The sequence below is a fragment of the Actinomyces sp. 594 genome (assembly GCF_019325145.1).
In the GTDB taxonomy this organism is placed as follows: domain Bacteria; phylum Actinomycetota; class Actinomycetes; order Actinomycetales; family Actinomycetaceae; genus Actinomyces.
Genome location: NZ_PIZC01000020.1, coordinates 5220 through 19803, shown reverse-complemented (window position 1 = coordinate 19803; position 14584 = coordinate 5220). Strand labels below are relative to the sequence as shown.

12 protein-coding genes and 2 tRNA genes are annotated in these 14584 nt (G+C 68.4%); 7 read left to right on the top strand and 7 right to left on the bottom strand.

Going from position 1 to position 14584, the window contains the following annotated elements:
- Positions 1-482 precede the first annotated feature (482 nt).
- Positions 483-1601 carry an alpha/beta fold hydrolase gene (locus GZ998_RS02870; RefSeq protein WP_162679760.1) on the top strand — a complete coding sequence of 373 codons (1119 nt, stop codon included), beginning with the start codon at positions 483-485 and terminating at the stop codon, positions 1599-1601.
- On the opposite strand, the gene nth is transcribed toward GZ998_RS02870, so the two are convergent.
- Positions 1507-2169 (bottom strand): endonuclease III, encoded by a 663-nt coding sequence (gene nth / locus GZ998_RS02865; RefSeq protein WP_308807142.1) that lies wholly within the window; start codon positions 2167-2169, stop codon positions 1507-1509. The two genes, GZ998_RS02870 and nth, sit on opposite strands and share 95 nt — an antisense overlap.
- Positions 2170-2345: 176 nt before the next feature.
- Here nth and GZ998_RS02860 point away from each other — a divergent pair, with 176 nt between their 5' ends.
- Positions 2346-3023 carry a Crp/Fnr family transcriptional regulator gene (locus tag GZ998_RS02860; protein ID WP_092534071.1) on the top strand — a complete coding sequence of 226 codons (678 nt, stop codon included), beginning with the start codon at positions 2346-2348 and terminating at the stop codon, positions 3021-3023.
- Positions 3024-3250: 227 nt separating this feature from the next.
- Here GZ998_RS02860 and GZ998_RS02855 read toward each other — a convergent pair whose 3' ends face one another.
- Both GZ998_RS02855 and GZ998_RS02850 read right to left on the bottom strand, forming a co-directional pair.
- A complete protein-coding gene (locus GZ998_RS02855) occupies positions 3251-3439 on the bottom strand; it encodes a DUF4177 domain-containing protein (RefSeq protein ID WP_162679758.1) in 189 nt (62 codons plus the stop codon).
- A gap of 181 nt (positions 3440-3620) precedes the next feature.
- Positions 3621-3944, bottom strand: coding sequence for a WhiB family transcriptional regulator (locus GZ998_RS02850; protein ID WP_092534064.1), 324 nt, complete (start codon positions 3942-3944; stop codon positions 3621-3623).
- 278 nt (positions 3945-4222) lie between these two features.
- Here GZ998_RS02850 and GZ998_RS02845 point away from each other — a divergent pair, with 278 nt between their 5' ends.
- The 4 genes from GZ998_RS02845 (at position 4223) to GZ998_RS02830 (ending at position 7796) form a co-directional block, all read left to right on the top strand.
- Positions 4223-6463 (top strand): transglycosylase domain-containing protein, encoded by a 2241-nt coding sequence (locus GZ998_RS02845; RefSeq protein ID WP_162679757.1) that lies wholly within the window; start codon positions 4223-4225, stop codon positions 6461-6463.
- 7 nt (positions 6464-6470) lie between these two features.
- Positions 6471-7424 (top strand): metallophosphoesterase, encoded by a 954-nt coding sequence (locus GZ998_RS02840; RefSeq protein ID WP_162679756.1) that lies wholly within the window; start codon positions 6471-6473, stop codon positions 7422-7424.
- 122 nt (positions 7425-7546) lie between these two features.
- A tRNA-Pro gene (locus GZ998_RS02835) sits at positions 7547-7620 on the top strand.
- Entirely contained in the window at positions 7596-7796 is a 201-nt protein-coding gene (locus GZ998_RS02830) for a hypothetical protein (protein ID WP_219108861.1), read from the top strand. The genes GZ998_RS02835 and GZ998_RS02830 overlap by 25 nt, the downstream gene beginning before the upstream one ends.
- A gap of 249 nt (positions 7797-8045) precedes the next feature.
- On the opposite strand, the gene GZ998_RS02825 is transcribed toward GZ998_RS02830, so the two are convergent.
- From GZ998_RS02825 to GZ998_RS02815, 3 genes are all read right to left on the bottom strand, one after another.
- On the bottom strand, positions 8046-9065 hold the full coding sequence (locus GZ998_RS02825; RefSeq protein ID WP_161923459.1) for an NUDIX hydrolase: 1020 nt from the start codon (positions 9063-9065) through the stop codon (positions 8046-8048).
- Between the two features lie 17 nt (positions 9066-9082).
- Positions 9083-11713, bottom strand: a complete 2631-nt coding sequence (locus GZ998_RS02820) for an RNA degradosome polyphosphate kinase (RefSeq protein ID WP_219108859.1) — start codon at positions 11711-11713, stop codon at positions 9083-9085.
- A gap of 216 nt (positions 11714-11929) precedes the next feature.
- On the bottom strand, positions 11930-12619 hold the full coding sequence (locus GZ998_RS02815) for a hypothetical protein (protein ID WP_161923457.1): 690 nt from the start codon (positions 12617-12619) through the stop codon (positions 11930-11932).
- A 309-nt stretch (positions 12620-12928) separates the two neighbouring features.
- Here GZ998_RS02815 and GZ998_RS02810 point away from each other — a divergent pair.
- Positions 12929-13002, top strand: a tRNA-Lys gene (locus GZ998_RS02810).
- Between the two features lie 1067 nt (positions 13003-14069).
- Here the strand turns inward: GZ998_RS02810 and GZ998_RS02805 are convergent.
- Positions 14070-14318, bottom strand: coding sequence for a hypothetical protein (locus tag GZ998_RS02805; protein WP_219108857.1), 249 nt, complete (start codon positions 14316-14318; stop codon positions 14070-14072).
- Positions 14319-14584: the final 266 nt, after the last annotated feature.

The window sequence follows — 14584 nt, the reverse complement described above, 5'->3', positions numbered from 1 at the left end:
CATGAGACTCAACCGTCCCAGAAGTCATGAGACTCAACCGTCCCAGAAGTGTGGAGACAGCACAGTACCCCTACCGTACGAACCGTCACCGAACGGTACGAATCGTCGACCAGAACGTACGAACCGTCACCACCAGGTACGAACCGTCAACCAGTGCCCGCGAACCGCCGGCCAGAACGTACGAACCGCCGCGCCAGCACAGCCCCAACCACCAGCCGCCACTCCCGGCTCGCCACAGCCGCCACTCCCGGCTCGCCACAGCCGCCACTCCCGGCTCGCCACAGCCGCCACTCCCGGCTCGCCACAACCACCACTCCCAGCACGCCAACCCACCCAGACGCGCACACCGGCCACCACCCGACCAAAGCCGGCCACCACTCCCAGCACACCACATAACCAAGGCCGGCCGCGGTTGCACACCGACGCAGCCGACAGCTCGACAGGCCGCGCGCATACTCCCGCGTAACCAGTAGGCTGCCGTTGTGCAAGCCACTGTGACTCGCCCCGGGCCCTGGGTGCACCGCCATATCACCGCCGGCGGCACCCGCTTCCACGTTGTTTTAGCGGGCCCGGAGATACCGCTTGAAACCGTTCCCCCAGCGAGCCCACCGGCATCCACCGTCGCTTCCTCCGCACCCGCCGGACCACTGGTTCTGCTACTGCATGGCTTCCCCGAGTGCTGGTGGACCTGGCGTCACGTTATCCCGCCCCTCGCAGACGCCGGTCACCGCGTAGCCGCACTTGACCTAAGGGGATTCGGCGGCTCCGACCGCCCGCCGTCGGGCTACGACCTGGTCACCCTCGCCCAGGACGTAGCCGCCGTGGTGCGGGCGCTGGGGCATGACCACGCCGTCGTCGTGGGCACAGGACTCGGCGGCCAGGTGGGCTGGACCCTGGCGAATCTGGAGCCGGAGCTCACTGTGGGTCTGATTCCGATCGGGGCCCCGCACCCAGCGGCCGTGCGGTCGCTACCCATGCGCTCCGTCATGGGCTCGACCGTGCAGCACCTGTTCCTCAAGGCCCCACTCCTGCCGGAGCGCAGACTGCGGACGACGGTCGGCGTGGAACGCCTGCTGGGCTCTTGGTCGGCCCCCGCCACGCGCCCGTTGGTCACCGAGGCCGCCGAGTATTACGCAGCCCTACTGGCGCGCCCCGGCGCGGCGCGGTCGGCCCTTGAGAGCACGCGCCGATCCACCCTCACGCGCGCCGAGGCAGCGGCACTGAATCGACCGACGACGGTCCCGGTGCTATCGGTACAGGGAGAGTTCGACCCGGTTCAGCCCGCCAGGGCGCACGCACGCGACACCCACCACGTGGCCGGCGCGCTGCAGCAGGTGACGATCCATGGCGTGGGGCACTTCCCGCAGGAAGAGGCACCCGAGGCGCTGGTGGACGTACTGCTGCCCTTCCTCACCCAATTGACGGCGCCGCCCCGGCGAGTGGACCCGACGCCGCAGGCCCCGGACAAGCCACGCCTGGCCCTCCGCAGGCCGCGCCGCCCCTCATTCATACGCCGACCCGGGGGCACAGCCCGACGGCGTTCACGGCGCATGCCTCGCAGCGGGGGGCGCGGGCGCGGCAGACCGTCCTCCCGTGCATGATCAGGCGGTGACAACCATCAGTCCAGCGGGACGGCTCCCACAGGGCGGAGAGGTCGCGCTCAACAGCTACCGGGTCGCTTGCCGTCGTCCACCCCAGGCGGCGTGACAGCCGGCCGACATGCGTATCGACGGTGATCGCAGGTATACCAAACGCATTGCCCAGCACCACATTGGCGGTCTTGCGCCCCACGCCGGGCAGCGCCACCAGCGCCTCCCGGTCGGCCGGCACCTCCCCGTGGTGCTCCGCCACCAGGTCGCCGCCCAGCGCGATCAGGCGGGACGCACGCGTGCGCTGCATTCCCAGCGGACGCAGGCGCATCTCCAAGTCCGCCCGGTCGGCACCGGCCAGCGCGGCAGCGTCCGGGTAGCGGGAGAACAACGCCGGGGTGATGGTGTTGACGCGGGCGTCGGTGGTCTGCGCGGACAGGACCGTGGCCACCAGCAGCTGGAAAGGGCTGTCGTGGTCCAGGGTGCAGCCGGCGTCTGGGTACAGGCGGGTGAGCACGTCGTCGACGGCGGCGGCCCGCTGGGCAAGCGCCGCATGGGCTTGCGCAGGGGCCTGGGAAATATCGGTGCCGGAGGTACCGGCTTCCGGCGTCCCCGGCTGCTGAACAGTTTGACCTGGCACACAGTGAGACTACAATGCACGTCGGCGTGCCACAGGTCACAAGCCGTGGCTAGGATATGAGGCATGAGGCCCCGTTCGTCCCCGGGCCCGCCAGACGACACCACAGGAGGACCTTCGTGGAAGACAGCATCATCTCCAGAATTCCGCTCTTCGAGGGCATGACTCCTCAGGAGCGAGAAGAGCTGCGCAACATGATGACGCAGACCACCCTGCGCCGCGGCGAGATCCTCTTCAACGAGGGCGACCCGGGCGATCGCCTGTACATCCTCCTGTCCGGCAAGATCAAGCTCGGTCATGCATCCGCCGACGGACGCGAGAACCTGCTGGCGGTACTCGGCCCCGGCGAGGTAGTCGGTGAGCTGACGCTCTTCGATCCGGGCCCGCGTTCCACCACGGCCACCGCAGTCGCCCCAACCGATCTGCTGGCGCTGGAGCACACCCAGCTGATGAGCTTCATCGAGACGCACCCCACGCTGGCCAAGGACATGCTGCGCGCGCTGGCACAGCGGCTGCGTCGCACCAACACGGCACTGGCAGACCTGGTCTTCTCCGACGTGCCCGGCCGCGTCGCCAAGGCCCTCCTGGATCTCGCGGACCGCTTCGGCTCATCCACGGAGGACGGCGTACACGTTCCGCACGACCTCACTCAGGAGGAGCTCGCCCAACTGGTCGGCGCCTCCCGCGAGACAGTCAACAAGTCGCTGGCCGAGTTCGTCTCGCGCGGTTGGATCCGCCTGGAGGGCCGCGCCGTCACGCTGCTCGACGTCGACCGCCTGCGCCGCCGCGCCCGCTGACACCCTCTCCCACCTGCGGGCGACCTACGCGAGTAGAACGCCGAAACCAGCACTGGTGAAGTGCTGGTTTCGGCGTTCAGGCTGCGCGGATTGCGGCAAGAACCACCAACGATGGGCTGCCGGAGGCGGTTACGGACACAGCGCTCGGATACGAGCCGTGATCCCAGCGGGCCAAGCCTCCCGTACAACCGGGCGGCGCCGTCGCAATGGCGCCCCGCACGGGGCGCTCAGGCCAGCGGCCGCTTGAGGTATGCGACCAGGTTCTCCGAACCGGATGGGCCGGGAACTACCTGCACGAGCTCCCAGCCGTCGGCACCCCACTGGTCAAGAATCTGCTTGGTGGAGTGGACGAGCAGGGGGATAGTTGCGTACTCCCACCGGGTGACGCCCGGGGCACTGCTATTCGCTTCGGTCATGCCCCGAGCCTAGCGGACGTACCCCCGGCGGGCGCCGGCGACGGCGGGTTCACGCAGCAGAGCCTGCGCACACACAATCTGCAGGTCCCGGGCCACCGACCCCGTAAAAGCCCGTATAAGCCCGTATCGACCCCGTAAAAGCCCGTATCAGCCCGTATAAGGCTGCACCGGAGCCGCCGGCTCAGCGCACGCGCGCCAGGATGCGGGGCGCCCGCCGCGCGTGGATCTCCGCAACGAGCTCGTCATCCTCGCGGCGCAGCCATTCACTCCAGTCGGTGACCTCGGGGAACCGCCGCAGTAGCGCGCGGCGCTCACGCTCGGTCAGCCCGCCCCACACGCCGAAGCTGAGCTCGGAGTCCAGCGCCTCCGCCAGGCACTCCATGCGCACCGGGCAGGTGAAGCACAGCGAACGGGCGTCGCGCTGCTCGGCCCCTTTTCCGAAGAGCCGGTCAGGTGGAACACTTGCACATGCCGCGCGTGCCGCCCAGGTCTGGTCGCTCGTCATTTTTCACTCCCTGCCTCCACAGCCGACTACAATGTCAGCCGCATCACACCTAGACGGTATGCCAACCGATGGTCATTTGCCAAATCGGTCTCCCTCCCCGGGCACCACCGGCGCTGCGCCCCCCGCCCCGAGCGTCATCCGACGCCCATCACCCCGAAGCGGCTCAGCCCTGCGGCAGGCCGAAGCCGCGGTGCTCGCCTTCGCTTCTAAGACGTTTTCCAGCCAGATAGCGTCGTGGCCCACTGCAATGAGAGGCCATTTGGCCGTAGTGTGGGCACATGTCGAAGTCATCCTCCCGCGGCAGGTCGCTGTCCTCCCCCGCCCAGGTCGTGGCGATGCTGCTGGTGTTCCTGCTCCTGTCTGGCGCGGGCGGTGTGCTCGCCGCGGGCTTCGCCATGCCGGCGGTCGGGGTTGCCTCCGCGATCACCAAGGCCTCGGCCCAGATGTTCGATGAGCTCCCCGATGACTTCAACATCCTCGAGCCCAGCCAGGTCTCGGTGATCAAGGCCTCCGACGGCAGCCAGATCACGCAGTTCTACGCTGAGAACCGCATCGTCGTCTCCCTGGATGACATCTCCCCGAATATGAGCAACGCCATCGTGGCCGTGGAGGACCAGCGCTTCTACCAGCACAAGGGCGTCGACCCTGCGGGCATCGTCCGCGCCGTCGTCTCCAATGCCAGCGGCGGCTCCCAGGGCGCCTCTACCCTCACCCAGCAGTACGTCCGCAACATCCTCATTGAGGCGGGCCTGCAGAGTGACGACGACGCCGCGATCGCAGCCGCCAAGGCACCGACCGTGGCCCGCAAGCTCCGCGAGATCAAGTACGCCCTCACCGTCGAGCAGAAGTACTCCAAGCAGCAGATCCTCGAGGGCTACCTAAACATCGCCTCATTCGGCCCCTCCACCTACGGCGTGGAGGCTTCCGCACGGCACTACTTCTCCCACTCGGCCAAGGACTTGTCGATCCCCGAGGCCGCGCTGCTGGCAGGCCTGACCAACGCCCCCGGCATGTACGACCCCGTCCAGTACCCGGACAAGGCGAAGAGCCGGATGGACTGGGTGCTGGAGAAGATGTACGAGGAGGAATTCATCACAGCCGAGGAGTACCAGGCCGGGCTGGACACCCAGGTCGCGGACCTGCTGAAGGTTACCGACTCGGTGGGCGGCTGCGGGGCCGCCGGCTCGGCCGCCTACTTCTGCGAGTACGTGGTGGGCGAGATCGAGAACTCCGACATCTTCGGCGCCACCGAGACCGAGCGGCGCCAGCTGCTGCTGCGCGGCGGGCTGGAGATCACCACCACGCTGGACACCGCCAAGCAGGAGGCCGCGGACGCCGCGGTGCAGGCCTACGTGCCCACCGGTGACCCGTCGGACGTCAAGACGGCACTGGTATCGATCGAGCCCGGCACCGGCCGGATCCTGGCCATGTCCCAGAACACCAACTACGGCGACGCCACCGGCTCCGACCCCACCGCCACCCAGATCTCCTACTCGGCGGACTACCTGCATGGCGGCATGGAGTCCAACGGCTTCCAGCCGGGATCTGCCTTCAAGACCTTCGCCCTGGCCCAGTGGTACCAGGAGGGGCGCTCCGGGTACGCAGTCACCAACACCACGCCGCGTACCTTCGGCTCCTACGAGTGGAACATCTCCTGCGACCCTGACCTACACCCCGAGCCCTGGACGCCGAAGAACGCCAACCCGGGCGAGAACGGCCGCCACTCAGTGGTGGACAACACGGCCCTGTCCATCAACGTCGGCTACGCGGAAATGCTGGTGCAGATGGATGTGTGCTCCGTAACCCAGCTGGCGGCCGATATGGGCGTGACCAAGGCCAACGGGGACCCGGTGGACCCCTACCCGTCGGTGGTGCTCGGTGGCACTGAGGCCACCCCGCTGGCCATGGCCAACGCCTACGCGACCTTCGCCGCCCACGGCGTGTACTGCACGCCCATCGCCATCGACTCCATCACCGACGCCGACGGCAACGAGATGAGCACGCCGTCGGCCGGCTGCAAGCAGGTCATATCCGCCACCGCTGCGGACCAGGTGACGATCACCCTTCAGTCAGTGCTGGCCAGCAAGGGCACCGGCACGGCCGCAGCGCTGAGCGGGCGCCCCACGGCCGGGAAGACCGGCACCACCGACGAAATGGACAACGCCTGGTTCATCGGCTACACCCCGCAGCTGGCAACCGCTATCTGGGCCGGGCACTCCGACCGCTACTACGCGATGAACCACCAGTACATCGGCGGGCGCTACTACGCCACCATGTACGGCGCCGACCTGCCCGCGCCCATGTTCAAGATGTACATGGAGGCGGCCCTGGCCAGCGAGCCGGTTGAGGGCTTCAACCAGGTGAGCCTCGGCTCCGGCGCACCGAGCGCATCCAGCGGCAGCTCCGATGATTCCGCGCAGACACGGCAGACCTCGGGCAGCGGCCAGCAGAGTCAGCACCAGAACGGCGGAGACGACTCGCGGGACAACTCGGACGACGAGTCCGACGACGAGGACTGACTGACATATGCGCGCTGCCCGCACCGCCCTGCTAGGCGGTCTGACTGCAGGCGTCGGCCTGCTCGGATATGCCCTGATCGAGGCGCGCATGCCGGTGCTGCGCCGCGTGGACGTGCCCGTACTGGCAGCAGGCGAGCAGCCGCTCAGGATCCTGCACCTGGCAGACCTGCACCTGACCGACCGCACTGAGGCGCGCGTCGACTGGGTGCGGAGCCTGGCGGACACCCACCCCGACGTCGTCGTCAACACCGGCGACAACCTCTCCTTCGCCAGCGGGCTGGAGCCACTGGGGCGCGCCTTGGAGCCCTTCCTGCACCTGCCCGGGGCCTTCGTCATGGGCGATCACGACTACCGCACCACGGTGTTCAAGCTGCCCACCCGCTACCTGCGCCGGGACCCGCGCGCTGGGGATGATCCTGCACAGGAGGCCGCCATTGAGGGGCTCCCCTGGCAGGAAGTGCGCGACCTGCAGGCGGCGGGCGGCTGGGCCGACCTGACTAATGCGCGCGGCACGATCACTGTAGGCGCGCGTCGTATTGAAGCGGTGGGGGTCGACGATCCGCACGTGAACCGGGACGCCTTCCCCGCCCCTGCACCGGCACCCGACGCCGCCGCTGTACGCGACTTCGCCGGTCGGCCACTGCGGCTGGGGCTGGCGCATGCGCCTTACCGGCGCGTGCTGGACGCGATGACGGCCGACGGGGTCGGGCTTACCTTCGCCGGTCACACGCACGGCGGCCAGTTGTGCCTGCCCTGGTACGGGGCCCTGGTGACGAACTGCGACCTCGACCGGGGCCGTGCGTCGGGCCTGTCCCCCTGGCCGGGAGCGCGCCCCGGAGCCAGCGGCGGTGACCGCATGTTCCTGCATGTTTCCGCCGGACTGGGCACGAGCCCGTACACCCCGGTACGTGTGGCTTGCCGCCCGGAGGCGACCCTGCTCACGCTGCGCCCGGCGGCCTGAACCCGCTGCGAGGAGAGCCGCGAGACGTGCACTTCCACGCCCGTTAAGTACAACAGGTGACCGACCCCTCAGGCACACGATTTCCCACACCGGCGGAACGACGGATATAGTTTTCCCGCACACGGGGTGTGGCGCAGTTTGGTAGCGCGCTTCGTTCGGGACGAAGAGGTCGTGGGTTCAAATCCCGCCACCCCGACGATAAGAAGGTCTCATGAGCTTGCTCATGAGACCTTCGCAGAGGAGGGAGTAAGAGGCCGCCGGGCCGAATACCCCGACGACGAGGACGCCCGCGAGCTCGCTCGTGAGGCGTCCGAGGCTGCATCGGCTCCGCAGCCCTTCAACAAGCACCTAACCGGCGTGGTAGAGCACTAACCGGCGTAGCACCCGACCCGAGCCGCCACACCCTCAAGCACGAAGAGTGCCTGGAATCCGCGGCGGGCGTACGTGCGGCGCTCAGCCAGGCGCATGTATTACCCTTATCGAGGCGTCGGGCCGCGACGGGCCCCGGGCTCCAACACAAGCCGCCACGAGCGGCCATCGCGCCGACTGGCGCTCTCCGGCCCGACGTCCTTCAAGGTCATCGGCGCCTGTTTCTCCACCGGCACCGATGCGACAGGGGCGTCAGCGGCCCTCAGACAACATCGGACGCTGCTTCTCAATCGCGACGGCGCGAATCTTGCCACGCGGCCTACGCGCCATGTGCACCACCATAATCTCCCCGGTCTTGAGCCACGGATCCTGATCCGGGACCGACCTTAGGAGCTTGCCGGGGGCATAGTCGGAAATGGCCTCCATGACCGTGGGCAGCACCGGGCGGTGGGTACACACAGCGACCGGAACATCGCGACGCCGCAGTACCTTGGAGACCACCTTGCGCGCCGCCTTCGGCTTGAGGGCATGCGCAGCCTCCGTCAGCGCAGGCTCGGCAGCCAGGTCAGCACCCGCCGCCTGCGCGTACGGCGCGACCGTGTCATAGCAGCGCCGCCATGGGCTGGTGATCACCTGGGCGACACCGTACGCGGCAAGCACCGGCACAAGCGCACGTGCACGCACCTCACCCTGATCCTTAGTCAGCGGACGAGTGGCCTCATCGGCCTCGGCGTCCCGCTCCTTGGGGCGATTCCACACCGAACGCTTGACGGCACGAGCATGCCGCACCAGCACAAAGGTCCACGTATCCAGCTTGCCGTCCTCCCACAGGTCCACCAGGGAGCCCAGTAGATCTCGGTCGGCCGAATGGGTGAGCAGTGCGCGGGCCTTCTTCGAGCGGACCCACTCGACGCCGTCGATCTCCGCCGCGTCGGCTGGTGTCACCGGCGTACGCGCGCGCAGCGCTGGGGAGTCATCCGCAAGCTCGCGGGCAGCCCAGTACCGGACCTCCTTGCGGGACCCGTCGGGCAGCCGGTAGCGGACCGTGTCCAGCGGCTGCCCCAGGGCAACCTGAAGACCAGTCTCCTCCGCGACCTCACGCACCGCGCAGGTGCGCACCGACTCCCCCGGCTCCACCTTGCCCTTGGGAAAGGACCAGTCGTTGTAGCTGGGGCGGTGCACCAGCAGTACCTCCAGATGCCCGTTCTCCTCGCGCCAGACGAGCGCACCCGCAGCACGGACAGTCATCTTCCCGTTGGACTTGTCTGCCATCTCAGCCGTCCCGCCCGTCAGTGGGCGCCCCGCAGCCGCGAGCGCGCCCAGGTCATCAGCGTCGTCTGGATGTCCTCGAGCCGGTTGCCCTCGGCGTCATGGGTATGGCGAGTCCAGGTGCCGTCCGGCTCCAGCCACCAGGAGGAGACGTCGTCGCTGGCCGCGTGGGTGACCAACCATTCCAGCTGACCGATCATGACGGGATCGGTGATCCGCACGAGTGCCTCCACCCGCCGGTCGAGGTTACGGTGCATCAGGTCCGCCGAGCCGATGAACAGGTCAGTGTCACCGTCGTTGCAGAAGGCGTAGATGCGGGAGTGCTCCAGGTAGCGGCCCAGGATCGAGCGAACCCGGATGTTGTCACTCAGCCCGGGCACGCCGGCCCGCAGGCCGCAGATGCCGCGCACCACGATGTCGACGGCGACTCCGGCACGGCTGGCCCGGTACAGGGCGTCAATGCAGGCCTCATCAATGATTGAGTTGACCTTGATGCGGATCCAGGCGGGCTTGCCGGCCCGCTTGTTGGCGATCTCCCGGTCAATGCGCTCAATAAGCCCGTCGCGCACGGTACGGGGAGCCACCAGCAGGCGGCGGAAGCGGGCGCGGGGGGCGTAGCCGGACAGCTGGTTGAACAGCGTGGTCAGGTCCTGGGCAACATCCCGGTCGCAGGTAAGCAGGCCCAGGTCCTCGTACCCGCGAGCGGTCTTGGGGTGGTAGTTCCCGGTACCGACGTGGCAGTAGCGGCGCAGCCCGTCGGACTCCTGGCGCACCACCAGCAGCAGCTTGCAGTGGGTCTTGAGCCCCACCATGCCATAGACGACGTGCACCCCGGCGCGCTCAAGCTTGCGGGCCCAGGAGATGTTGTTCTCCTCGTCAAAACGGGCCTTGATCTCCACGATCGCCACCACCTGCTTGCCAGCCTCGGCGGCCTCAATCAGGGCGTCGACGATCGGGGAGTCCCCACTGGTGCGGTACAGGGTCTGCTTGATCGCCAGAACCTTGGGGTCGGCTGCCGCCTGGGAGATGAACTCCTGCACTGAGGTGGAGAAGGAGTCGTAAGGGTGGTGCAGCAGCACGTCGTGCTCGCGCATGGCGGCGAAGATATCCCCGGGAGTGCTGGACTCCTGGGGGGCCAGGCCGGCCGCTGTGACCGGCACGAAGCGCGGATACTTCAGCTCTGGGATATCCAGGTCGTGCAGCTGGTTGAGGCTGGTCAGGTCCAGAGGCGCCGGCAGCTCGAAGACGTCGTCATCATGCAGGTTCAGGGCACGCACCAGGTAGCGGCGCACGAAGGGACTGATGGTGTCCTCCACCTCCAGGCGCACGCTCGCACCGAAGCGGCGGCGCTCGAGCTCCTTCTCCATGGCCTTCAGGAGGTTCTCGGCGTCGTCCTCCTCCACCTCGAGGTTCTCGTTGCGGGTCACCCGGAACAGGTGGTGCTCAAGGATGTCCATCCCCGGGAAGAGGTGATCCAGGTGCTGGGCGATGACAATCTCGATGGGTATGAAGGCCGTGCCCGCCTGCTTGTTCTTGGGGTCGAGTTCCCGCCCGGGCACGGTGATCAGGCGGGGCAGCGACTGCGGCACCTTGACGCGGGCGAAGTGCTCCTTGCCGGAGCGCGGGTTGCGCAGCAGCACCGCCAGGTTCAGCGACAGGCCGGAGATGTAGGGGAAGGGGTGGGAGGGATCCACCGCCAGTGGCGTAAGCACCGGGAAGATCTGGTGGCGGAAGTAGCGGGTTATCTTCTCCGCCTGCTCCGGGCTCAGCTGGTCCCAGTCGAGGATCTCAATGTTGTGCTCAGCGAGCTTTGGGCGGATGTCCTCCTGGAAAAGGGCCGCCTGCCGGGCCGTGAGCTCCTTAGCACGCTCGGTGATGGCCGCAACCACTTGGTGGGCATCCAGGCCGGAGGCACGCACCGGCGTGATGCCGGCCTTGATGCGGCGCATCAGCCCGGCCACCCGCACCATGTAGAACTCGTCAAGGTTGGAGGAGAAGATCGCCGCGAACCAGGCGCGCTCCAGCAGTTGCAGCTCCTGGTCCTCGGCCTGTTCCAGTACCCGCTGGTTGAAGTCCAGCCACGTCAGTTCCCGGTCGGCGAAGCGATCGGTGAACGAATCCAGGGGTGGCAGCTCTGACTCCGGGTCGGCCTCTGTGCCCGCCGCTGAGTCGGCCGACGCAACGCCGGGAGAGCCGGGATCGCCGTCCGCGGCGAGTGGGGCGACGGCGGTCGGCTCCGGGCCGGGCTCGCCCTCGGCGTCGTCGGAGTCCAGGAAACCCGTCTGGTCGTTGGCGCCGGGGGGTGAGACCTGCGCGACGCCACCCGACGCGGAGCGCGCATCCCCGACGTCGGAAACCTGCTCGTCGAAGTCCTCGTCCTCGTACTGGGGCCCGGCATCGTCGGCGAAGTCGCGCGGATCGGCGGACTCGATGACGTGGTCCTCAATGATCTCCTGGTCGCTGAGCCCGGTGCCGGAGCCGTCGGCGGATGCGGCCGAGGGACTCGTCGGGGCGCTGCCCTCTCCTGAAAGCATCGACGCAGGCCCCGGTGCGGCGGCGTGCCGCGCCTGCGCGCGGGCCCATCCGCCGAGGAAGGAGGCCAGAGGCGCTGAGGTCGTGGAGGGGGTCGCATCGGGGTCTGGCGTCGTCATAGGTGAATCGTCCCACGTCCCGCCTCGGATCGGGCAGTGAACCGCGCCAATGAACCATGGGACACCGACCCCTGGCGCTGGGGCGCTGGCCCGCGCCCACCGCGCGCGGGCCCCGGGGAGGACCCGATCCTGTCGCGCACCGTGGTTGGCCCGCGCCCACCGCGCGCGGGCCCCGGAGCCCGGCTGCGGCTCATCCGCCCGGCGCCACGCGCCAAGTCAGTCCAGGAGGCCGGCGCCGGCGCGCCGCGCCGCCTCCGTCAGTTCTTCAGCGGTGGCGAGCAGGGCCGAGTCCCGGCGAGTAACCGGGTGGGCGAGCTCGTCGGCGTCGTCGTCGATCCAGGTGGAATCGCTGCCTGCGGCAAGCGCCCGCAAGAAGTCGGCGGTTCCGGACAGCACGGGGACCAGCCCGGGTACGGAGTCTTCGGCGCGACCTGCGAGTACGGCGTCGATCGCGGCCCGCACCTGCTCCGCGGAGGGAACGCGCCGGGCGTCTTCCAGCGCCGCGTCGAGCCGGAGGCGTGCGGCGGCCGCCTCGGGCTCGTTCGCGATGGCGGCCAGGTCCACGACGGTGACGTAGCGCCGTTCGACCAGCTCCGGGTCGCGCCGAATCCACTCCCGCACGAGGAACAGACGCCAGAGCGTGCCCGGCAGGGTGGTGGCGGGCGAGTCCGCCCAGAGCTCGGCGACCGCGTCCACTCCGTGGGAGGCGACGGCCGTGACAACGCCGCTGCGAGTGATCCGCTCCACGGAGGCGTCTGTTTCCGGAGCGTCTTCCGGGAAGCCGCCGATCAGGGCCTGCGCGGCACGGTGAGCAAGCTCAGAGGCGACGGCGGTGTCCGTGCCGCCCTCGATGTTCTCGGCGGCCTCGGGGTCGAGCCGGGCGGGGCGATGGAACTGGCGGGCCATAGGACCTCCTAGCGATTCCGGATGAGTTCCGGGCGGTTCCCGGGTGGCGGCAGGACACGCAGACTGTATGCGTTAGTGGTGCCGACTTGGCAGTGCAGTCGGCGGGCGCTGCGGCGCCTGTCCCATTGTTGCGCAAGGAGCAGCGGTGTGCAGTGTGAGCCTGGAACTCCTAGGTGGCGCCCGCCAGGCGCAGCGGGCGCACCGGGAGGCAGCAGCGGGCGACCCAGACGGGCCCGGGTGCGCTTAGGCCGTCATCCGCTATGCTGGCGACGCCGACGGCGTATGGGCTCTGCTCCCGGCCGAAGGCGCGCCCCTCTAGCTCAGTTGGTCAGAGCTGCGGACTTTTAATCCGAAGGTCGTGGGTTCGAGCCCCACGGGGGGCACCTCACGACGGGCCGGCACATACTGGGTCAGCACATACCGTGCCGACTGCCGACAATCCTCACTCAGCTAAGGCGCGCTCGGGTATGCACATGCTCGGGCGACCGATATGAGAGCCGCAGGCGCGGGTGACGGTGAGGATGTCGACCCGGAGGTCGAGGGACTAAGCGGCGGTGGGCACTCTGGCCTAGCCGACGATTCGTACGTTCTGGTCGCGGTTCGCGTGCCTGTGGTTGACGGTTCGTACGTTCTCGCGACGGTTCGTACGTTCTGGTCGACGATTCGTACCGTTCGGTGACGGTTCGTACGGTAGGGGTACGTAGCGTCACCGAAAAGTACGAAGCGTCGGTGCCAAGGTACGAACCGTCGCCGGAAGTGCCGAACCGTCATGCGAAGTGCCGAACCGTCGCGCGGGGCGCACGAGCGAGCCGGCCCGGTCCGTGGCCCGCAGCAGTGGATGCCCCCGCAGTAGCGTGTGGCCCCCGCAGCACCACCGAGACCCGCAGCGGCGTTCTCACCTCCCCGCAGCGGTGCGTGCCTCCCAGTTGAGCCTGGCGTGCGGCACTGGCCTGCTGTGACCTGCGTGCACATCCGCACGCCTCCCCGCGGCATCTGGGGCGCGGTAACAGGGATCTTCGCGTTTGGGGGTTTGGTGGGTAGATCGGCGGTGCTTCGCAGAGTGGTTGATAGCGTGCGTGTCGCGGCGGCCCGGCGGGTGAGGAGTGTGGTGTGGCGATCGCGCTCGAGGGCCGTTCTCGGGCGTGTGAGGTCGTAGTCGACCACCCGCCGCCGACCGAATACGACCTCATTCGCCCCACACCCTCCACATCGTGGAGGGTTTCGGGCCCACGAGGACGTTTTCACCGTGCGGAGGTCGTCCTCGGCCTGGCGAGGTCGTACTCGACCGGGCGCAGCGGGTCGTTTCGGGGATGACGAGGTCGTTCTCGGGCTGGCGAGGTCGTACTCGGGCCGGCGAGGACGTACTCGGCCGGGCGCAGCGGGTCGTTTCGGGGCTGATGCTGCAAGTCGCGGACGTCGGCGTATTCCTGCAACTCAGGGTAGGCGCCTTTCAGCCCGAGGCGCGGCCCGAACCCCACGGGAGCGCCTCATTGCGGGCTGGCACGGCATGTCCACGCGGCACGCAGTCGGCCCCCGCGCTCCGCTCCTGGGACGGCCCTTGCCGCCAAGACCGGTCACAGGCGAGCAGCACCCCCAACGCCATCCCCGCAAAGACCACCGAGGCCGTGAGCAGCAGCAGCGCGACCGCCGCGTCAAAGCCTCCCTCAACAACCAGCTCGATAGCGCTTTCAAGGAGCATGAGCGAAAGCAGTCCGCATAGAACGCCCACACCATTCAGCACAAATGGCACTACCATATCTCTCACGCCGCACCCACCAGGAATCTATTTTAGAATACACGTCTTGCCGGGGCCACGGAACCTGCCGGCACAATTCAGCCGCCCCATTAGTTGAACAGGCATTCAGGCAACGGCAGTAAGACCGGAAACCACCGCCCCGCCACATACGGCGATCGCCCGGCAGCACTAGTCGGTAGCGACAGCCGACTGCACCTGCCGACCGCGCC

What these genes read in the sequence shown, in the direction of transcription:
- GZ998_RS02850 (WP_092534064.1), bottom strand. Translation starts at nt 3,944, where the DNA reads ATGACGAGCGACCAGACCTGGGCGGCACGCGCGGCATGTGCAAGTGTT.
- GZ998_RS02845 (WP_162679757.1), top strand. Translation starts at nt 4,223, where the DNA reads ATGTCGAAGTCATCCTCCCGCGGCAGGTCGCTGTCCTCCCCCGCCCAG.
- GZ998_RS02840 (WP_162679756.1), top strand. Translation starts at nt 6,471, where the DNA reads ATGCGCGCTGCCCGCACCGCCCTGCTAGGCGGTCTGACTGCAGGCGTC.
- GZ998_RS02825 (WP_161923459.1), bottom strand. Translation starts at nt 9,065, where the DNA reads ATGGCAGACAAGTCCAACGGGAAGATGACTGTCCGTGCTGCGGGTGCG.
- GZ998_RS02855 (WP_162679758.1), bottom strand. Translation starts at nt 3,439, where the DNA reads ATGACCGAAGCGAATAGCAGTGCCCCGGGCGTCACCCGGTGGGAGTAC.
- GZ998_RS02815 (WP_161923457.1), bottom strand. Translation starts at nt 12,619, where the DNA reads ATGGCCCGCCAGTTCCATCGCCCCGCCCGGCTCGACCCCGAGGCCGCC.
- GZ998_RS02805 (WP_219108857.1), bottom strand. Translation starts at nt 14,318, where the DNA reads ATGCTCCTTGAAAGCGCTATCGAGCTGGTTGTTGAGGGAGGCTTTGAC.
- GZ998_RS02820 (WP_219108859.1), bottom strand. Translation starts at nt 11,713, where the DNA reads ATGACGACGCCAGACCCCGATGCGACCCCCTCCACGACCTCAGCGCCT.